General features: G+C 73.8%; 15 protein-coding genes. 11 read left to right on the forward strand and 4 right to left on the reverse strand.

Going from position 1 to position 18,614, the window contains the following annotated elements; translation table 11 throughout:
• The first annotated feature begins 29 nt into the window (after window positions 1-29).
• Together miaB and ACFWJB_RS17450 are read left to right on the forward strand one after the other, a co-directional pair.
• The gene (gene miaB, locus ACFWJB_RS17445) at window positions 30-1,547 is read left to right on the forward strand and encodes a tRNA (N6-isopentenyl adenosine(37)-C2)-methylthiotransferase MiaB (protein ID WP_385461775.1); all 1,518 of its coding nucleotides are present in this window, start codon (window positions 30-32) and stop codon (window positions 1,545-1,547) included.
• 49 nt (window positions 1,548-1,596) lie between these two features.
• Window positions 1,597-2,322 (forward strand): class III extradiol dioxygenase subunit B-like domain-containing protein, encoded by a 726-nt coding sequence (locus tag ACFWJB_RS17450; protein WP_385461772.1) that lies wholly within the window; start codon window positions 1,597-1,599, stop codon window positions 2,320-2,322.
• A 123-nt stretch (window positions 2,323-2,445) separates the two neighbouring features.
• Here the strand turns inward: ACFWJB_RS17450 and ACFWJB_RS17455 are convergent, their stop codons facing one another.
• Both ACFWJB_RS17455 and ACFWJB_RS17460 read right to left on the reverse strand, forming a co-directional pair.
• Window positions 2,446-2,739, reverse strand: coding sequence for an antitoxin (locus tag ACFWJB_RS17455; RefSeq protein ID WP_386923111.1), 294 nt, complete (start codon window positions 2,737-2,739; stop codon window positions 2,446-2,448).
• Window positions 2,740-2,763: 24 nt separating this feature from the next.
• Complete coding sequence (locus ACFWJB_RS17460) at window positions 2,764-3,024, reverse strand: hypothetical protein (protein WP_386923113.1); 261 nt, start codon at window positions 3,022-3,024, stop codon at window positions 2,764-2,766.
• A gap of 183 nt (window positions 3,025-3,207) precedes the next feature.
• On the opposite strand from ACFWJB_RS17460, the gene miaA reads away from it, so the two are divergent.
• From miaA to hflX, 6 genes are all read left to right on the forward strand, one after another.
• On the forward strand, window positions 3,208-4,146 hold the full coding sequence (miaA, locus tag ACFWJB_RS17465; RefSeq protein WP_385471322.1) for a tRNA (adenosine(37)-N6)-dimethylallyltransferase MiaA: 939 nt from the start codon (window positions 3,208-3,210) through the stop codon (window positions 4,144-4,146).
• Between the two features lie 107 nt (window positions 4,147-4,253).
• Window positions 4,254-4,754 carry a hypothetical protein gene (locus tag ACFWJB_RS17470; RefSeq protein ID WP_385471343.1) on the forward strand — a complete coding sequence of 167 codons (501 nt, stop codon included), beginning with the start codon at window positions 4,254-4,256 and terminating at the stop codon, window positions 4,752-4,754.
• Window positions 4,755-4,891: 137 nt separating this feature from the next.
• Window positions 4,892-5,761 carry a diaminopimelate epimerase gene (gene dapF / locus ACFWJB_RS17475; RefSeq protein WP_385471325.1) on the forward strand — a complete coding sequence of 290 codons (870 nt, stop codon included), beginning with the start codon at window positions 4,892-4,894 and terminating at the stop codon, window positions 5,759-5,761.
• 216 nt (window positions 5,762-5,977) lie between these two features.
• Window positions 5,978-8,155 (forward strand): RelA/SpoT family protein, encoded by a 2,178-nt coding sequence (locus ACFWJB_RS17480; RefSeq protein ID WP_385471327.1) that lies wholly within the window; start codon window positions 5,978-5,980, stop codon window positions 8,153-8,155.
• Between the two features lie 103 nt (window positions 8,156-8,258).
• On the forward strand, window positions 8,259-9,791 hold the full coding sequence (locus ACFWJB_RS17485; protein WP_385471330.1) for a M1 family metallopeptidase: 1,533 nt from the start codon (window positions 8,259-8,261) through the stop codon (window positions 9,789-9,791).
• 146 nt (window positions 9,792-9,937) lie between these two features.
• The gene (gene hflX, locus ACFWJB_RS17490) at window positions 9,938-11,431 is read left to right on the forward strand and encodes a GTPase HflX (RefSeq protein ID WP_385471333.1); all 1,494 of its coding nucleotides are present in this window, start codon (window positions 9,938-9,940) and stop codon (window positions 11,429-11,431) included.
• A 79-nt stretch (window positions 11,432-11,510) separates the two neighbouring features.
• Here the strand turns inward: hflX and ACFWJB_RS17495 are convergent, their stop codons facing one another.
• Window positions 11,511-12,725 carry a trypsin-like serine peptidase gene (locus tag ACFWJB_RS17495; RefSeq protein ID WP_385471335.1) on the reverse strand — a complete coding sequence of 405 codons (1,215 nt, stop codon included), beginning with the start codon at window positions 12,723-12,725 and terminating at the stop codon, window positions 11,511-11,513.
• 103 nt (window positions 12,726-12,828) lie between these two features.
• Window positions 12,829-14,052 carry a trypsin-like serine peptidase gene (locus ACFWJB_RS17500; RefSeq protein ID WP_386923117.1) on the reverse strand — a complete coding sequence of 408 codons (1,224 nt, stop codon included), beginning with the start codon at window positions 14,050-14,052 and terminating at the stop codon, window positions 12,829-12,831.
• 310 nt (window positions 14,053-14,362) lie between these two features.
• Between ACFWJB_RS17500 and ACFWJB_RS17505 the strand changes: the two genes are divergently transcribed.
• From ACFWJB_RS17505 to ACFWJB_RS17515, 3 genes are read left to right on the forward strand one after another with little or no spacing between them, the layout of a single operon-like run.
• Entirely contained in the window at window positions 14,363-15,814 is a 1,452-nt protein-coding gene (locus tag ACFWJB_RS17505) for an aminotransferase class III-fold pyridoxal phosphate-dependent enzyme (RefSeq protein ID WP_386923119.1), read from the forward strand.
• 53 nt (window positions 15,815-15,867) lie between these two features.
• Window positions 15,868-17,694, forward strand: coding sequence for an IucA/IucC family protein (locus ACFWJB_RS17510; protein WP_386923121.1), 1,827 nt, complete (start codon window positions 15,868-15,870; stop codon window positions 17,692-17,694).
• Between the two features lie 43 nt (window positions 17,695-17,737).
• On the forward strand, window positions 17,738-18,523 hold the full coding sequence (locus tag ACFWJB_RS17515) for a GNAT family N-acetyltransferase (protein WP_386923123.1): 786 nt from the start codon (window positions 17,738-17,740) through the stop codon (window positions 18,521-18,523).
• Window positions 18,524-18,614: the final 91 nt, after the last annotated feature.

Below are 18,614 nucleotides of genomic sequence, written 5' to 3' on the forward strand. Positions count from 1 at the left end.
ACCGTCGCGGACCGCCTACCCTTAGTGCCATGAGCAGCATCGACCGGAGCCAGTCAGTGGGCGGCACGCGCACCTACGAAGTACGCACCTACGGGTGCCAGATGAACGTCCACGACTCCGAGCGATTGTCCGGGCTGCTGGAGGACGCGGGCTACGTCCGCGCCCCCGAGGGTTCCGACGGCGAGGCGGACGTCGTCGTCTTCAACACCTGCGCCGTGCGGGAGAACGCCGACAACAAGCTGTACGGCAACCTCGGACACCTCGCCCCGAAGAAGGCGAGCCGGCCCGGGATGCAGATCGCGGTCGGCGGCTGCCTGGCGCAGAAGGACCGCGACACCATCGTGAAGCGCGCCCCCTGGGTGGACGTCGTCTTCGGCACGCACAACATCGGCAAGCTGCCCGTCCTGCTCGAGCGCGCCCGCGTGCAGGAGGAGGCGCAGGTCGAGATCGCCGAGTCCCTGGAGGCGTTCCCGTCCACGCTGCCCACCCGGCGCGAGAGCGCCTACGCGGCCTGGGTCTCCATCTCCGTCGGCTGCAACAACACCTGCACCTTCTGCATCGTCCCGGCGCTGCGCGGCAAGGAGAAGGACCGCCGTCCCGGCGACATCCTCGCCGAGGTCGAGGCCCTGGTCGCCGAGGGTGTCTCGGAGATCACCCTGCTCGGCCAGAACGTGAACGCGTACGGCTCCGACATCGGCGACCGCGAGGCCTTCAGCAAGCTGCTGCGCGCCTGCGGGAACATCGAGGGTCTGGAGCGCGTCCGCTTCACCTCCCCGCATCCGCGTGACTTCACCGACGACGTCATCGCCGCCATGGCCGAGACGCCGAACGCGATGCCGCAGCTGCACATGCCGCTCCAGTCCGGCTCGGACCCGGTGCTGAAGGCGATGCGCCGCTCCTACCGGCAGGACCGCTACCTGGGGATCATCGAGAAGGTGCGGGCCGCCATCCCGCACGCGGCGATCACCACCGACATCATCGTGGGCTTCCCCGGCGAGACCGAGGAGGACTTCCAGCAGACCCTGCACGTGGTGCGCGAGGCCCGGTTCGCCCAGGCGTACACCTTCCAGTACTCCAAGCGCCCCGGCACCCCGGCCGCCGAGATGGACGACCAGATCCCCAAGGAGGTCGTGCAGGAGCGGTACGAGCGCCTCGTCGCCCTCCAGGAGGAGATCTCCTGGGAGGAGAACAAGAAGCAGGTCGGCCGCACGCTGGAGCTGATGGTCGCCGAGGGCGAGGGCCGCAAGGACGGCACCACCCACCGCCTCTCCGGCCGTGCCCCCGACAACCGCCTCGTGCACTTCACGAAGCCCGAGCAGGAAGTCCGCCCCGGCGACGTGGTGACCGTCGAGATCACCTACGCCGCCCCGCACCACCTCCTTGCCGAGGGCGCGGTGCTCGGCGTGCGCCGCACGCGTGCGGGTGACGCCTGGGAGAAGCGCAACGCCGCCGAGCAGGCCAAGCCCGTCGGCGTCATGCTGGGCCTGCCCGGGATCGGCGTGCCCGAGCCCCAGCCCGCCGTGGCGAGCGGCTGCGGCTGCGACTGACCGCAGGGCGCGGTGCCCCGCGCAGGGGCGCGGGGCTACGCTGCCGATCATGCTTGTCGCCGCCGCAGTCTGCCCCTGCCCGCCGCTCCTCGTGCCGGAGGTCGCCGCGGGTGCCGCACCCGAGCTGGACGCCGCGCGCGCCGCGTGCACGGACGCGCTGGGCGTGCTCGCCGCCGCCCGGCCCGACCGGCTCGTGGTCGTCGGCCCCACGCGGGACGCCGGGCCCGAGACCTACCCGGCGGGCACACGCGGCTCGTTCCGGGGCTTCGGCGTGGACCTGGACGTGTGCCTCGGCGCGGACGAAACTCCGGACGCCGGTCGGCCTCCCGCGCCCGAGCTGCCGTACGGCCTCGCCGTGGGCGCCTGGCTGCTGCGCCGGACCGGATGGGCCGACGCCCCCGTCGAGGGACTCGGCGTCGGCGAGCACCTGCCCCCGGAGCGGTGCGCGGCCGTCGGCCGGGACGTCGCCGCGCGGGCGGCGCGGGTCGCGCTGCTGGTGCTCGGCGACGCCAGCGCCTGCCGCACCCTCAAGGCCCCCGGGTACCTGGACGAGCGGGCGGCCCCCTTCGACGCGGCGGCCGGGCGTGCCCTGGGGACGGCGGACGTGGCCGCACTCGCGGCCCTGGACGCCGCACTGGCCCGCGAGCTGAAGGTGTCCGGGCGGGCGCCCTGGCAGGTCCTCGCGGGCGCGGCCGAGGGCACCGCCCTCACCGGCGCGCTGCTGTACGAGGACGCGCCGTACGGAGTGGGATACGTGGCGGCCGCCTGGTCCTAGGCCCCCGGCCGCGCGGCGGGTGCGGCCGGCCGGGAACACGACGGCGGACGGCCGCGGAGCCGATCGGTTCCGCGGCCGTCCGTGTGCCGGCCGGCATGCCGCCGGGTCCGCCCGTGCGGACGGTCAGGAGGCCGGCGGCGGCCCCGCGGGCGGTGGCCCGGCCGGAGGCGTGCTCCCGGGCGGGGTGCCGCCGGTGTCCGCGTCACCGTCCTTGCGGGCGAGTCGGTCCATGGCGCCCTTGGCCTTGCCCGTGCCCGCTTGGATCCGGTCGCTGTACTTGCCCTTGGTCTTCTCGTCGACGGTCTTCGCCATCCTGTCGAGACCGCGGTCGATCTTGCCCCCGTGCTGCTGCGCGAGGTCGGAGACCTTGCCCTTCGCCGGTCCCAGCTTGGCCTTCATGTTGTCCAGCAGACCCATGGTTCGCCTTCCCTCACGGGGCGGTCAGGTGCGGGCGCCCTTGTCGGCCTCGTTGTCGACGGCCTCCTCCGCGGACTGCTGCTTGGGAATGCCGACGCTCTCGGAGTCGGCGGCCTCCGCGGTGTCCGTGTCCGCCGCCGATTCCCCGGTGGCGGCCGGAACGTTCGCGTCGTCCGGCTTCCCGTCCGTCGCGCTCCCGGAAGCCGGAGCCTCGGCCGGCCTCTCGGCGGCCGATGCCTCCTCCGTGGTCTTCGACCTCCGAAAAATCCGTTCAAAAACGCCCATATCAACTCCATACGTTACTCGTGCGGGCGGCATCCCGCGGCATCCGGTGCGTCCGTTCGCGCGATCGGGACCGACGGCCCCGGTGCACCGGGGGTGAGAACCCCGCAACGGGCAACGAGCCCGGCTGCGCACTGTCACGTAACTCGTTCGAGGGCCGGCCGCGAGGTTTGGGAGACTGGGGCGGTGAGCAGCGCACCCCCCGCACCCCGCGTCATCGCCGTCGTCGGTCCCACCGCGGCCGGAAAGTCCGATCTGGGCGTCTTCCTGGCCCAGCGGCTCGGCGGCGAGGTCGTCAACGCCGACTCCATGCAGCTCTACCGAGGGATGGACATCGGCACCGCCAAGCTGACGCCCGAGGAGCGGGGCGGCGTCCCGCACCACCTGCTCGACATCTGGGACGTGACCGTCACGGCCTCGGTCGCCGAGTACCAGCGCCTCGCCCGGGAGCGGATCGACGCGCTGCTGGCCGAGGGACGCTGGCCCGTCCTGGTCGGCGGCTCGGGGCTGTACGTCCGCGGCGCCGTCGACAACCTCGAGTTCCCCGGCACCGACCCCGAGGTCAGGGCCCGGCTGGAGGAGGAGCTCGCGCTGCGCGGCCCCGGTGCGCTGCACGCCCGGCTCGCGGCCGCCGACCCCGGGGCCGCGCAGGCGATCCTGCCGAGCAACGGGCGCCGCATCGTGCGGGCCCTGGAAGTGATCGAGATCACCGGCAAGCCGTTCACCGCCAACCTCCCCGGCCACGACTCGGTCTACGACACCGTGCAGATCGGCGTCGACGTGGCCCGCCCCGAACTGGACGAGCGCATCGCGCGCCGCGTCGACCGGATGTGGGAGGCCGGTCTGGTGGACGAGGTGCGGGCGCTGGAGGCGCGAGGGCTGCGCGAAGGGCGTACGGCGTCGCGCGCCCTGGGCTACCAGCAGGTGCTCGCCGCGCTCGCCGGCGAGTGCACGACGGACGAGGCACGGGCCGAGACCGTCCGTGCCACCAAGCGCTTCGCGCGCCGACAGGATTCGTGGTTCAGGCGCGACCCGCGGGTGCACTGGCTGAGTGGGGCCGTGGCGGACCGCGGGGAACTTCCGCGGCTCGCGCTGTCGTTGGTCGAACGACCGGTTACAGCCTGATCACGTGATGGCATCGGGACGCCCCGGCCGTCATCGCGGCCATCGGCGCCGTGCCATCATCGAGCTTCGATCGACCGAGTGAGTCCTAGTTGGGAGGGCGCGTGGCGATGGAGGCCGGCCCTCGTGACACCGCACCGAGCACCGAGCACGGCAGCGCCGACCACGGCGACGCGGAGCCGGACGGAGCGCGCCTGAGCCCCGACGGTCCCGACGAGGCGCCGGACGGCGTGGCCGAGGACGGCCCCCTGCCCGAAGAGATGTACGGGGACGAGGTCGAGGTCGAACTGCGTCCGCAGCGGCGGCTGCGGATCTGGCAGCTCGCCCCCATCGTGTGCCTGGCCGCCCTCGGCTCCCTGATGTTCGCCTTCCCGCTCGCCTTCGACTTCGGCGACAGCGGGGCCGTGATCGCCATGCTCGGGCTGCTGATCTGCTCCTGCGCGGCCGGCTGGGGCATGATGGCCGCCCGCCGGGTCGGCCACACCTGGCCGGGCCTGCCGCAGCGCGGCTCGGGACGCCGCGCCGACTGGCGGGTGATCCTCGGGTACGTCCTGACGGTCGCCGCCGTCGTCGTCCTGGCCGTGTGGCGGGTCGCCCGCCTGCGCGGCTGACACCACCCGCCTCAGGGCCCGCGCCGCACGCCGGCGGACGGCCCCCGGAGCGCGTACGGACCCGTGCGCTCGGGCGCTGCCGTCCCGGACACCGGAGCGCCCGTCGTCGTGCCGCGGGTAAGCCGTACGATCGAGGGATGAGCACGCGGATCGCCTTCCTCAAGGGTCACGGCACCGAGAACGACTTCGTGATCGTCCCGGACCCGGAGAACGCCGTCGACCTGCCGCCCGCCGCCGTCGCCGCCCTGTGCGACCGCCGCGCGGGCATCGGCGGTGACGGACTGCTGCACGTGGTGCGGTCCGCGGAGCACCCCGAGGCCAAGGACATGGCGGCCGAGGCGGAGTGGTTCATGGACTACCGCAACGGCGACGGTTCGGTCGCCGAGATGTGCGGCAACGGCGTGCGGGTCTTCGCGCGCTACCTCCAGCACGCCGGCCACGTCACCGAGGGCGACCTCGCCGTCGCCACCCGAGGGGGCGTGAAGCGGGTGCACCTGGCCAAGAACGGTGACGTCACCGTCGGCATGGGCCGGGCGCTGCTGCCCGTGGGCGACGTCGAGGTGAGTGTCGGGGAGCGCAGCTGGCCCGCGCGGAACGTGAACATGGGCAATCCGCACGCCGTGGCCTTCGTCGCCGACCTGGCGCACGCGGGCACCCTGTACGACCCGCCGCCGTACCGGCCGGCCGAGGCCTACCCGGACGGGGTGAACGTCGAGTTCGTGGTCGACCGGGGCCCCCGTCACGTGGCGATGCGCGTGCACGAGCGCGGCTCCGGGGAGACCCGTAGCTGCGGCACCGGCGCCTGTGCCGTCGCCGTCGCCACCGCCCGCAGGGACGGTGCCGACCCGGCGGTCACCGGCACCCCGGTGACGTACACCGTCGACGTGCCCGGCGGCACCCTGGTGATCACCGAACGGCCCGACGGCGAGATCGAGATGACCGGCCCCGCGGTGATCGTGGCCGAGGGCGGCATCGACGCGACGTGGCTGGAGGAGGTCCTGACCTGAACCACAGCCCGGTCCAAGACACTCAGTGCGAAAACGTAAACCCTCGGGCCTTCGCTCGAATGGGTGATCCGTTTCACGCTCGGCGAGAGGCGGTCGGCGGTACGTGATCGGCTCGATAGCATCAAGCACCGGCCCGGACGGGGGATCGATGCCATCCCCTGAGCCGTGTCCGCCCTGGGGCACCCCGTCCGCCGGTCCGTGCAGCCGGAGGTGCCCATGAATGCGGAGGCCGTGAATCCCGCGAGCCCAGGCCCTGTGACGCCGCCGGCCACCGGCGCCGGCACCCCGGCGGCGCCCCGCAGGAAGGCCAGGCCCCGGATCGACCTGCGCCGCCTCGGCCGCGCCGCGCTCCTCGGCTCCGCCTCGCGCGGCCGGCTGCCCGACGCGATCGGCCACGTCGTCGAGGCCCACCGCGCCCACCATCCCGACGCCGACCTGGACCCCCTGCGCCGCGCCTACCTGCTGGCCGAGTCCTCGCACCGCGGCCAGATGCGCAAGAGCGGCGAGCCGTACATCACCCACCCGCTCGCCGTGACCCTGATCCTCGCCGAACTCGGCGCGGAGACCACGACCCTGACCGCCTCCCTGCTCCACGACACCGTCGAGGACACGGACGTGACACTGGACCAGGTCGGCGCACAGTTCGGCGCCGAGGTCCGCTACCTCGTCGACGGCGTCACCAAACTGGAGAAGGTCGACTACGGCGCCGCCGCCGAGCCCGAGACCTTCCGCAAGATGCTCGTCGCCACCGGCAACGACGTCCGCGTGATGTCGATCAAACTCGCCGACCGGCTGCACAACATGCGCACCCTCGGCGTCATGCGCCAGGAGAAACAGGAGCGCATCGCCAGGGTCACCCGGGACGTCCTCATCCCGCTCGCCGAACGGCTCGGCGTCCAGGCGCTCAAGTCGGAGCTCGAGGACCTCGTCTTCGCGGTGCTGCACCCCGAGGAGCACGCGCACACGCGTGAGCTGATCGCCGAGAACGCGGCCCGCGCGGACGACCCGCTCGCCGCCGTCGCCGACGAGGTGCGCAAGGTGCTCCGCGACGCCGGCATCACCGCCGAGGTCCTCATCCGGCCCCGGCACTTCGTCTCCGTGCACCGCGTCTCCCGCAAACGCGGCCCGCTCTCCGGCGCCGACTTCGGCCGCCTGCTGGTCCTCGTCCAGGAGGACGCCGACTGTTACGCCGTCCTCGGCGAACTGCACACGTGCATGACGCCCGTCGTCTCCGAGTTCAAGGACTTCATCGCCGTACCCAAGTTCAACCTGTACCAGTCGCTGCACACCGCCGTGGCCCGCGCACAGGACGGACAGGTCGTCGAGGTCCTCATCCGCACCCACCAGATGCACAAGGTCGCCGAGGCAGGTGTCGTCGCGCTCGGCAACCCCTACGCCACACCGCCGGAGGAACAGGGCGCGGGCGACGGCGAGCGCGCCGACCCCACCCGGCCCGGCTGGCTGTCCCGGCTGCTCGACTGGCAGCGGGGCGCCCCCGACCCCGACACCTTCTGGTCCACCCTGCGCGAGGACCTCGCCCAGGACCGCGAGATCACCGTCTTCCGCCCCGACGGCGGCACCCTCGGCCTGCCCGAGGGCGCGACCTGCGTGGACGCTGCGTACGCCCAGTACGGCGAGGACGCGCACGCGGCCATGGGCGCCTACGTCAACGGCCGCCTCGCGACCATGAGCACCGTGCTCCGCGACGGCGACACCGTGCAGCTCCTGATGGGGCAGGACCCCGCCTCCGAGCCCTCCCGGGAATGGCTGGAGCACGCCCACACCCCCGCCGCCCGGATCGCCATCCAGCGCCGGCTCGCGGCCCGGCCGGCGCCCGCCGACACCGAGGACGCCGCCCACGGCCGGGCGGCCGCCCCGGCGCCGGTGGCGGACGAGCCCGCCCCCCGCCCGACGGCCGGCGGACCGGCGACCCGCCCCGAGCCCGCCGACGTGCTCGTCGACCGGCCCGGCGCGACCGTACGGCTGGCCCGCTGCTGCACCCCCGTACCGCCCGACGAGATCACCGGCTTCGCCGTGCGCGGGGGAGTGGTGACCGTGCACCGCGCGGAGTGCGCCGTGGTGGCGCGCATGAAGAGCGGGGGACGCCCGGAGGTCGGCGTGCACTGGGGCGAGACCAGCGAGTGCCGGGTCACGCTGCTCGCCGAATCGTTCGGCCGGCCGCACCTGCTGGCCGACCTCACCGAGGCCATGGCCCTCGAGGGCGCCGAGATCGTCTCCGCAACCGTCGAGCCCCCCGACCGGCAGCGCGTCCGCCACACCTACACCGTGCTGCTGCCCGACGCCGCCCGGCTGCCCTCCCTGATGCGCGCGATGCGCGACGTGGCCGGTGTCTACGACGTGAGCAGGGCCCAGCCGCAGCCGACGGGCGCCTGAGGCCGGAGCGGCCCGGGCGGACGCACCGGAGCGGCGTGTCCATTCGGGTGCTCCGGGCGCGCGCCGTCGCCGCGGCGCACACGCGCGCTGATAGCCGTGGGGGATGCCGCACACCCCTCACTTCCGGGCTGCCCGTCCCCGCACCCGCACGCGAAACCGCCGCCGGCTCCGGGCCGCGGCGCTGCTTGCCTCGGCCGTCTCCGTCTGCCTGGTCGCCGCGAGCGCCCCGCCCGCCCCGCTCGGCGTCGGCGACCGCCTCTTCCCGCACCTGGGCAACCCCGGGTACGACGTGACCGCGTACGACCTGTCCTTCACGTACGCCGGAAGCAACAGCGAGCCCCTGCGGGCCGTCACCACCATCGACGCCCGGACGACCGCCGACCTGGACCGGGTCAACCTCGACTTCGCCCACGGGAAGGTCGAGTCGGTCGAGGTCGACGGCGAACCCGCCGGCTTCGCCACGGCCGGCGAGGACCTCGTCGTCACCCCCGAGGAGCCGCTCGACCGGGGCGAGCGGACGCGGATCACCGTGCGGCACACCAGCGACCCCAAGGACCCCGGGGACCGGCCGGGCGGCTGGGTGCGCACCGCGGACGGGCTCGCCATGGCCAACCAGGCCGACGTCGCCCACCTGGTGTTCCCCTGCAACGACCACCCCTCCGACAAGGCCCGCTTCACCATCCGGGTCACCGCCCCCGACGGGCTCACGGCGGTGGCCAACGGACTGCCGGCCGCCGTGCACCGGGCCGGCGCGACGACCACCTGGACGTACCGGACCGCTCACCCCATGGCGACCGAACTGGCCCAGGTCTCCATCGGCCGCTCCACCGTGCTGCACCGCGCCGGCCCGCACGGACTGCCCGTCCGCGACGTCGTCCCCACGGAGCACCGCGCGGCACTCGAACCCTGGCTGAGGAAGACCCCCGGCCAGATCGCCTGGATGGAGGGCAAGGCCGGGCGCTACCCGTTCGAGACCTACGGCGTGCTCATGGCCGACGCCACCACCGGCTTCGAACTCGAGACCCAGACGCTGTCCCTCTTCGAGCGGGAGCTGTTCGGCGACTCCGCCTACCCCCGCTGGTACGTCGAGTCGATCATGGTGCACGAGCTGTCCCACCAGTGGTTCGGCGACAGCGTCAGCCCGCACTCCTGGTCCGACCTCTGGCTCAACGAAGGGCACGCCACCTGGTACGAGGCCCTGTACGCCGAGGAGAAGGCGGACCGGCCCCTCGAGTCCAGGATGAAGGCCGCCTACGGCGCCTCCGACCGCTGGCGCGCGGCGGGCGGCCCGCCGGCCGCGCCCGAGCCGCCGAAGAAGGGCAGCAAGATCGGCATCTTCCGGGCCAACGTCTACGACGGCGCCGCGCTCGTGCTCTACGCCCTGCGCCAGGAGATCGGCACCCCGGCCTTCGAACGCCTCGAACGGGAGTGGGTCGTCAGGTACCGGGACCGCTCGGCGACGACCGGGGACTTCGTGCGCCTCGCCTCCGAGATCGCCGGCCGTGACCTGGGCGGCTTCCTGAAGGGCTGGCTGTACGGCGCGAAGACCCCGCCGATGCCCGGCCACCCCGACTGGCGGCCGACGGCGGCCGGCAAGGCACCGGCAGGCCCCACCGGCAAGGCCCGCGGGGAATAAGCCGGTGACGAGACGTCCCGTGCCGTGCGACCATCTTCGGGACGGCGCGACACGGGCCGCGGGAATCTCCCCGGCGGCTCGCGCGTTGTGCAGAGTGCGGCGGTATCAGCGTCGCACGACAGGTTTCCCAGCTACGTAAGGATCCAATGACCTCCTCTTCTTCCCCCTCCCAGGACACCAAGCGTCTCGCGCAGACCTACCCCGAGGGCCTTCGGGCCGATGCCCTGATGGAAGAGGACGTCGCCTGGAGCCACGAGATCGACTCGGAATGGGACGGCGAGCAGTTCGACCGCTCCGACCGCGCGGCTCTGCGCCGGGTGGCGGGCCTGTCCACCGAGCTCGAGGACGTCACCGAGGTCGAGTACCGCCAGCTCCGCCTGGAGCGGGTCGTCCTCGTCGGCGTCTGGACCACGGGGACCGTGCAGGACGCGGAGAACTCCCTCGCGGAACTTGCAGCCCTCGCCGAGACCGCGGGCGCGCTCGTGCTCGACGGCGTGATCCAGCGCCGGGACAAGCCCGACGCGGCCACCTACATCGGCTCCGGCAAGGCCCAGGAGCTGCGGGACGTCGTCCTCGAGACGGGCGCGGACACAGTCATCTGCGACGGTGAGCTCAGCCCGGGCCAGCTGATCCACCTCGAGGACGTCGTCAAGGTCAAGGTCATCGACCGCACGGCCCTGATCCTGGACATCTTCGCCCAGCACGCCAAGTCCCGTGAGGGCAAGGCGCAGGTCGCGCTCGCGCAGATGCAGTACATGCTGCCGCGGCTGCGCGGCTGGGGTCAGTCGCTGTCCCGGCAGATGGGCGGCGGCAAGGGCGGCGGCCTCGCCACCCGCGGCCCCGGTGAGACCAAGATCGAGACGGACCGGCGCCGGATCCGCGAGAAGATGGCGAAGATGCGCCGGGAGATCGCGGAGATGAAGACCGGCCGCGAGATCAAGCGCCAGGAACGCCGGCGCAACAAGGTGCCGTCCGTGGCCATCGCGGGCTACACCAACGCCGGCAAGTCCTCGCTGCTCAACCGCCTCACCGGCGCGGGCGTGCTGGTGGAGAACGCGCTGTTCGCCACCCTCGACCCGACCGTGCGCCGTGCGGAGACCCCGAGCGGCCGGCTGTACACCCTGGCGGACACCGTCGGATTCGTCCGGCACCTGCCGCACCACCTGGTCGAGGCGTTCCGCTCCACGATGGAGGAGGTCGGCGACTCCGACCTGATCCTGCACGTGGTGGACGGTTCGCACCCGACCCCGGAGGAGCAGCTGGCCGCCGTGCGCGAGGTGATCAGGGACGTCGGCGCCACCGACGTGCCCGAGATCGTCGTGATCAACAAGGCCGACATGGCCGACCCGCTGACGCTCCAGCGGCTGATGCGGATCGAGAAGCGGTCCATCGCCGTCTCGGCCCGCACCGGGCAGAACATCGACGAGCTGCTCGCGCTGATCGACAGCGAGCTGCCGCGCCCGTCGGTCGAGATCGAGGCGCTGGTGCCGTACACCCGCGGCAAGCTGGTCGCCCGCGCCCACGACGAGGGCGAGGTGATCTCCGAGGAGCACACCCCGGAGGGCACCCTGCTCAAGGTCCGGGTGCACGAGGAGCTGGCGGCGGAACTCACGCCGTACGCTCCGGCGCCGCTCGCCTGAGAGCCGTGACGACCGAGGGCCCGTCTTCCGCCGGTGCGGGAGACGGGCCCTCGGTCCGTGCGGATCGGGTCCGTGAGGATCACTGACCGCCGTAGGCCCTGCTCATCTTCTGGTACATCGCCTCGGCCTGCGGACCCAGCCGCGGTCCCGCGAGCCAGGTGTTGTCCAGCGGACCGATCGAGGTGTTCGAGACCAGTCTGGTCTCGCCGTCCACCACCCGGAACCATCCGCCGCCGGACGAACCGCCGGTCATGGTGCACCCGATGCGGTACATCGCCGGCAGCGACGGGCTCAGCGACAGCCGGCCGGGCCGGTCGACGCACTTGAACATCTCCAGGCCGTTGTACGGCGGTGCGGCCGGGTAGCCCCAGGCCCCCATGCTGCCGGCCTCGTCCGCCGACGGGGCGGAGAAGTCCACGTCCAGCGCGGCTCCCACCGTCTCCTCCAGCGACTTGCCGCCCTGCTCCGGCGTCACGTGCAGCACCGAGTAGTCGTACGCGGCCCCGTCACCGCCCGTCTCCGAACCGTCCTGGATCCACTGGTGCGTGGTCGAGGCCCAGTCGGCCCACCAGGTGCCGTACGGCGCCATCTCGACGGACGACGCGTCGGCCAGTTCCGCCTCCGACTTGCCGAGGTCGTTGTACGACGGCACGAAGGCGATGTTGCGGTACCAGCCGCCGCTGCCGCCCGCGTGCACGCAGTGGCCGGCCGTCCACACGAGGTTGGACTTCCCCGGGTGGTTCACGTCCGTGACGACGGTGCCGGAGCAGACCATCGGGCCCTCGGGCGAGTCGAAGAAGACCTTGCCGACCGGTGCGGCGTTCTCGTGGTACGGCCGCTTCTCGGCCTGGGCCTCGACGGGCGCCGGCTCGGGATCGCTGACGCCCTGCCCGGCGGCTGCGTCCTTGGTGGTGACCGTCTTGTCGGCCTCCTTCGCGGACTTCATCCGGTCCGGTTTCCACAGGCCTTCGATCATCGGGTTGACGAAGTCCTCGGCCGCACTGAGCCACTTGTCCCGGTCCCAGTCCTTCCAGCCCCCGTCCTCCCAGTCGTCGACGTCGATGCCGTGTTTCCTGAGCCGGTCCGCGAGGCCGGCCGGAATCCCGGCCCGGCCGTCGCCTCCGGTGCCGGCCGCCCGGGAAGTGCCGCCGCCCGGCCGGGCGTCGGCCCCGTCCTCGCCGGAACCGCCGCAGGCGGTCGCGGTGAGCGCCAGAGCGGCGGCCAGCCCGGCGGCGGCGAGTGCGGGGCGCCGCCGCCCGCCTCGTGACGCGGCGGGCACAGGTGTGGAACGCATGGTTGGGATGACCCCCGTCGGAACGTACGAACCGCATGGAAAACGCGGTGGGGTGCCGGCGTCCGCCCGGCGCACCCCACCGCGCCGTGTGCTCAGCGTCCGGTCACTGACCGGCGAACTTGCCGCTGACCGCGTCGTACACGCCCTTGGCCTCCTGGCCCAGCCGCGGACCGGCCAGCCAGCCGGCCGTCACCGGGCCGATCGAGGTGTTGGACACGAGCGCGGGCTTGCCGTCGGAGCCCGCCGCGACCCAGCCGCCGCCGGACGAACCGCCGGTCATGGTGCAGCCGATGCGGTACATCGTCGGATCCGTGGCGGTCAGCGACAGCCGGCCCGGCTTGTCCGAGCACTGGAACAGCTTCTGTCCGTCGTACGGCGGCGCGGCCGGGTAACCGGTCGCGGTGATGCTCGTGACCTCCGGCACGGCGGGCGCCTTGAAGTCCACCGGCAGCGCGGCTCCGACCGTCTCCTCCAGCGACTTGCCGTCACCGCCCTTCTCGGGCGTCACGTGGATGACCGCGAAGTCGTACGAGGCGCCGTCGCCGCCCGTCGCACCGCCCTGCTCGATCCACTGGTCCGAGGTCTGCGCCCAGTCACCCCACCAGACGCCGTAGGGAGCGACCTCCTCCTTCGTCGCGCCCTCCAGCTCGGCGTTCGACTTGCCGGCGTCGTTGTACGACGGCACGAAGGCGATGTTGCGGTACCAGCCGCCCTTCTTGCCCGCGTGCACGCAGTGGCCCGCCGTCCACACCAGGTTCGACTTGCCGGGATGGGCCGGGTCCTTCACGACCGTCGCAGAGCAGACCATGGTGCCCCCGGGGGCGTCGAAGAGCACCTTGCCGGCCGTGGCGGCGTTCTCGTGGTACGACGGCGGCACGGCCACGGCCTGGACCGGCTGCGGCTCCGGGTCGGTGACTCCCTGGTCACCGGAGAGGTCGCTGTCGTCGACCTCCTGGTCCGGCTCCTCGGCCTCCCGCATGCGGTCCGGGTCCCAGAGGTCCTCGATGATCGGGTTGACGAAGTCCTGCGCCTCGCGCAGCCAGTCGTCCTTGTTCCAGTTCTTCCAGGCGCCGTTCTTCCACTCGTCGACGTCGATCCCGTGTTCCTTGAGCTTGTCCTTGATGTGGTCCGGGATCCGGATCTCGCCGTTGCCGCCGTCCGCCACGGACGCGGAGGCGTCGCCGCCCGCCTCGTCGTCCCCCGACTCACAGGCGGTGGCGGTGAGCACGAGTGCGGAGACGAGTGCTACGGCGGCCGGCAGGGAGGAGGTTCTGCGCCGCCCGCCTCTGTGCCCGCGCGTGCTGAACGACGGCCGTATGGATCGCATGGTGTTGACTCCCCCAGCTGTGAACGAGTGGTGCCGCGGCCGTACTTGCCGCCGGACCCGGGCAGGGTCCGCGCGGTCCGCACGGCGTCCTGGAACGGCACCACACACTATGCGGTCGCTGTGGGGGAGTTCCGACGGAACGGCAACGGTTACGTCACGGCAAGGATCTTGGGACAACCCGTAACCCGGTGAACGGCCCGGGGTTGGTAGCGGTGAGGGGCCTGCTGTCCGGACGCGGTCCCCGTGACCAGGGCGGCGACGAGGCGACACGGGACGCGCTCGCCTCCGGACAGCGGGAGGACGGAAAGCCGTGGCGGAGACCGCGTACGGGGAGTCGGCGGCCGAGTGCGGGCAGGCCGGACGGCGCCCCGAGAGTGAGGGGGCCGCTCGGGCGCGCGCCGTGTCCGGGGGCGCCCCGAAGCGACAGCCGGCGCGCGAGTCCGCCGCCCGTGCCTACGCGCGCGCCCTGCCGATCGTGCCGGTCCGGGCCCGGGGCCTCACCATCGAGGGCGCGGACGGCCGGCGTTACCTGGACTGCGTCTCGGGCGCCGGGACGCTGGCCCTGGGACACAACCACCCCGTCGTGCTGGAGGCCGTCCGCAAGGTGCTCGACTCGGGGGCCCCGTTGCAGGTCATGAACCTCACCACCCCGGTGGAGGACGCCTTCGTCACCGAGTTGCTGCACACGCTGCCGCCCGGCCTGGCCGACCACGCGCGCGTGCGGTTCTGCGGTCCGGCCGGAACGGACGCGGTCGCCGCCGCCGTCGGACTCGTCTGCGCCGCCACCGGGCGGAGCCGGGTCCTCGCCTTCACCGGCGCCCACCACGCCCCGGACGGTGACGAGTTCGCGTCACCCCGCGGCACCGGCGGCGCGGGGATCGTGCGCCTGCCGTATCCGCGGGACCACCACCGCCCGCCCGGCGCCGACGGCGGGCGCGGCGCCGGGCCCGCCGCACGCCACGGCGAGTCGGTGCTCGACGACCGGCGGGCGGAGCAGGCACCGCCCGCCGGGCTGATCCTCGAACCAGTGCACGTCGGGGACGGGGTGGAGCCCGCCCCCGACGCCTGGATGCAGCGCATGCGGCGGATCACGGCCGAGCGGTCCGTGCCGCTGATCGCCGACGAGACCGAGACGGGAGTCGGACGGACCGGAGCCCTCTGGGCCGTGGAGCACAGCGGGATCACCCCCGACGTCCTCGTCCTGTCCAAGGCGATCGGCGGCGGCCTGCCGCTGGCCGCCGTCGTCCACCACGAGGACCTGCTCGCGGGGGACTCCGGCGCCGGCACCTTCCGCGGCAACCAACTCGCCCTGGCCGCGGGCACGGCCACCCTCGCCCACGTCCGCACCCAGCGGCTCGCCGACCACGCCGCCGCGCTCGGTGCCCGGATGCTGGCCCGGCTGCGGGAGCTCGCCCAGGAGGTCCCCTGCGTCGGTGACGTGCGCGGGCGGGGACTGATGATCGGGATCGGGCTGGTGGCGGCGGACGGCGAGCGCGGCCCCGCCTCCGACGCGACCGAGGCCCGCCCCGCCGCCCCGGAGACGGCCGCCGCCGTGCAGCGGGAGTGCCTGCGACGCGGGCTCGTCGTGGACCGCACGGGCCCGTTCGCGAGCGTCGTACGGCTGCTGCCGCCGCTGACCATCACCGAGGAGCAGGCGACGGCGGTGCTGGACCGGCTGGCCGACGCGGTCCAGGCGGTGGCCGCGGCCCCGCCACCCGGGACGGGCCACGGCCCGTCCCACGGGCCGGGCGCTCCGCGCTGAACCCGACCGCCCACGACGCCGCCCCCGACACAGCACCTCAGCGAGGACCCGCGTTGCACACCACCCCAACCCCAGCGCCCGCCACCCCGCCCGCCACCGCCGCCGTCCCGGCGCCCCCGTGCCACTCGGACCCGGACCGTCCCGACCCGCACGACGCCGCCCAGGCCGCCGCCGTGGGGAACCTGCTGCGCTGCTGGATCCGTGAGGCCGGCCTGCCGGAGCCGGCCGACGGGCCCCTGCGCATTCCGCTGCCCGCCAGCGGCACCGCCCTGCTCGTACCCGTCAGCTACTGGTCCCCGACCGGCCGGCACCGCTTCGGCCCCCCGCGCCTGACCGGCGCGCCCGCGTCCGCGCCCCCGGTGGACGCGGTGACGGTCGCCGCGCTCCTCGCGAGGGAGACGGCCGGGGAAGCGGGCACCCACGGCACCGACCTCGTCGCGCGCGTGGCCGACTCCGCCCGCCGCACCGCCCTCTTCCTCCGCGACCGCGGCGAGCGCCCCGGCGACGGCCCCGACCTCTTCCTCGCCGCCGAACAGGCCCTCCTCCTCGGGCACCCCCTCCACCCCACCCCGAAGAGCCGCGAGGGGCTCACCGACGCCGAGGCCCGGCTCTACTCACCCGAACTGCGCGGCTCCTTCCCGCTGCACTGGCTGGCCGTCGCGCCCTCCGTGCTCGCCACCGACTCGGCCTGGACCGAGCGGGGCCGCCCGGTCGCCGCGCCCCGGCTCACCGCACGCCTCGCCGGGACGGGCCTGGCCCTGCCCGACGGCTACGCGGCCCTGCCCCTGCACCCCTGGCAGTTCCGCGAGGTCAGGCACCGGCCCGGGACACAGGCCCTGCTGGACGCCGGACTGCTGCGTGACCTCGGGCCCCACGGCGACCGCTGGTACCCCACGTCGTCCCTGCGGACCGTCCATCGAAGCGGTGCGCCGGCCATGCTCAAGCTGTCCCTGGCGCTGCACATCACCAACTCCCGCCGCGAGAACCTCCGCAAGGAACTCCACCGCGGCGTCGAGGTCCACCGTCTGCTGCGCGCCGGCCTGTCCCGGCGGTGGCAGGCCGCGCACCCGGACTTCGACATCGTCCGCGACCCCGCCTGGATCGCCGTCGACGGACCGGACGGCACGCCCGTGCAGGGGCTCGACGCCGTCATCCGGCACAACCCCTTCCGGCCCGCGGACGACGTCTCCTGCGTCGCCGCACTGGCCGCCCCCGGCCCGCCCCGGCCGGCCGACGCGGCCGGTGGCAGCGGCCCCGCCCCGTCCTCCCGGCTCGGCGAGGTCGTCACCCGCCTCGCCCGGCGTACCGGCCGGCCGCGCGGCGCGGTCGCCGCCGAGTGGTTCCTGCGGTACCTCGAACACGTCGTCCACCCCGTGCTGTGGCTGGACGCGGAGGCCGGCATCGCCCTGGAGGCCCACCAGCAGAACACGCTGCTCCTGCTGGACGGCGACGGCTGGCCCGCCGGCGGCCGCTACCGCGACAACCAGGGCTACTACTTCCGCGAGTCCCGCCGCGCGGAGCTCGACGCACGGCTGCCCGGCATCGGCACCCGCAGCGACACCTTCGTCCCCGACGAGGTCACCGACGAACGCTTCGCCTACTACCTCGCCATCAACAACGTGTTCGGCCTCATCGGCGCCCTCGGCTCCCAGCACCTCGCCGACGAACGGCTGCTGCTCGCCGCCTTCCGCCGCTTCCTCACCCGGCTCGCCTCGGGTCCGGCCCCGCTGCGCGGCACGCTGCCCGCCCGCCTGCTCGACTCACCCGTCCTGCGCTGCAAGGCCAACCTGCTGACCCGCCTGCACGGCCTCGACGAACTCGTCGGCCCGGTCGACACCCAGTCCGTCTACGTCACGATCACCAACCCCCTGCACCCCTGAGCACCGACGACGCCCGACCCCGCCCCCCGAAAGGAGCGACACCGTGGCCTCCACCGACGCGAGCGCCGACGGCGGTACCGCCCCCGCCCCCCTCGGTACCGACCCGGAGCCCGGAACGGACACGGACGAGGACGAGGACGACACCCTCGACCTGCCCCTGCCCGAGGAGTTCGTCACGCTCTTCCGGGGCCGTCCGGCCGGCCCCGGCCCGGACGCGCGCTCCGGCGACGACCTGCTCGACCACGTCGCCGGCTGGGGCCCGACCGCCACCTCCGAGGGCCTGTTCCAGCTGGTGCCCGTCCGGCTCGAACAGGACGCCGCGCTCATCAGCCGCTGGATGAACGACCCCGCCGTCGCCGCCTACTGGGAGCTGACCGGGCCGCGGAGCGTGACCGAGGAGCACCTGCGGGCCCAGCTCGAGGGCGACGGACGCAGCGTTCCGTGCCTCGGCCTGCTGGAGGGGGCGCCGGTGAGCTACTGGGAGATCTACCGGGCCGACCTCGACCCGCTGGCCCGCTACTGTCCCGTCCGGCCGCACGACACGGGCGTCCACCTCCTCATCGGCGAGGACGCCGACCGTGGGCGGGGCCTCGGCACCACCCTGATCAGAGCCGTCGCCGGCCTCGTCCTCGCCAGGCGGCCCGGTTGCACACGCGTCCTCGCCGAGCCCGACCTGCGCAACACGCCCTCGGTCGCGGCCTTCCGGAGCGCCGGCTTCCAGCTCGCCGCCGAGGTCGACCTGCCCGGCAAGCGAGCCGCCCTCATGGTCCGGGACCGCGGTGCGCGAGCAGTGCCCCCGGGCCCGCCCGACCCGTCCCCGCCCGCCTAGGAGCCCACTCTTGCCCCCTTCGTCACCCCGGCCGCTTCCGTCCCCGCTCCATGCCGCCGTCACCCGTTTGTCAGTCCCGGGCCGTAGGGTG

This window comes from Streptomyces sp. NPDC127100, from assembly GCF_042724095.1.
Taxonomy (GTDB): domain Bacteria; phylum Actinomycetota; class Actinomycetes; order Streptomycetales; family Streptomycetaceae; genus Streptomyces.

Excerpts from the sequence above, each read along its gene's own strand:
- ACFWJB_RS17460 (WP_386923113.1), bottom strand. The coding sequence starts at position 3,024 with ATGGGCGTTTTTGAACGGATTTTTCGGAGGTCGAAGACCACGGAGGAG.
- miaB (WP_385461775.1), top strand. The coding sequence starts at position 30 with ATGAGCAGCATCGACCGGAGCCAGTCAGTGGGCGGCACGCGCACCTAC.
- ACFWJB_RS17500 (WP_386923117.1), bottom strand. The coding sequence starts at position 14,052 with ATGCGATCCATACGGCCGTCGTTCAGCACGCGCGGGCACAGAGGCGGG.
- hflX (WP_385471333.1), top strand. The coding sequence starts at position 9,938 with ATGACCTCCTCTTCTTCCCCCTCCCAGGACACCAAGCGTCTCGCGCAG.
- ACFWJB_RS17495 (WP_385471335.1), bottom strand. The coding sequence starts at position 12,725 with ATGCGTTCCACACCTGTGCCCGCCGCGTCACGAGGCGGGCGGCGGCGC.
- ACFWJB_RS17480 (WP_385471327.1), top strand. The coding sequence starts at position 5,978 with ATGAATGCGGAGGCCGTGAATCCCGCGAGCCCAGGCCCTGTGACGCCG.
- ACFWJB_RS17470 (WP_385471343.1), top strand. The coding sequence starts at position 4,254 with ATGGAGGCCGGCCCTCGTGACACCGCACCGAGCACCGAGCACGGCAGC.
- ACFWJB_RS17455 (WP_386923111.1), bottom strand. The coding sequence starts at position 2,739 with ATGGGTCTGCTGGACAACATGAAGGCCAAGCTGGGACCGGCGAAGGGC.
- ACFWJB_RS17450 (WP_385461772.1), top strand. The coding sequence starts at position 1,597 with ATGCTTGTCGCCGCCGCAGTCTGCCCCTGCCCGCCGCTCCTCGTGCCG.
- ACFWJB_RS17485 (WP_385471330.1), top strand. The coding sequence starts at position 8,259 with ATGCCGCACACCCCTCACTTCCGGGCTGCCCGTCCCCGCACCCGCACG.
- dapF (WP_385471325.1), top strand. The coding sequence starts at position 4,892 with ATGAGCACGCGGATCGCCTTCCTCAAGGGTCACGGCACCGAGAACGAC.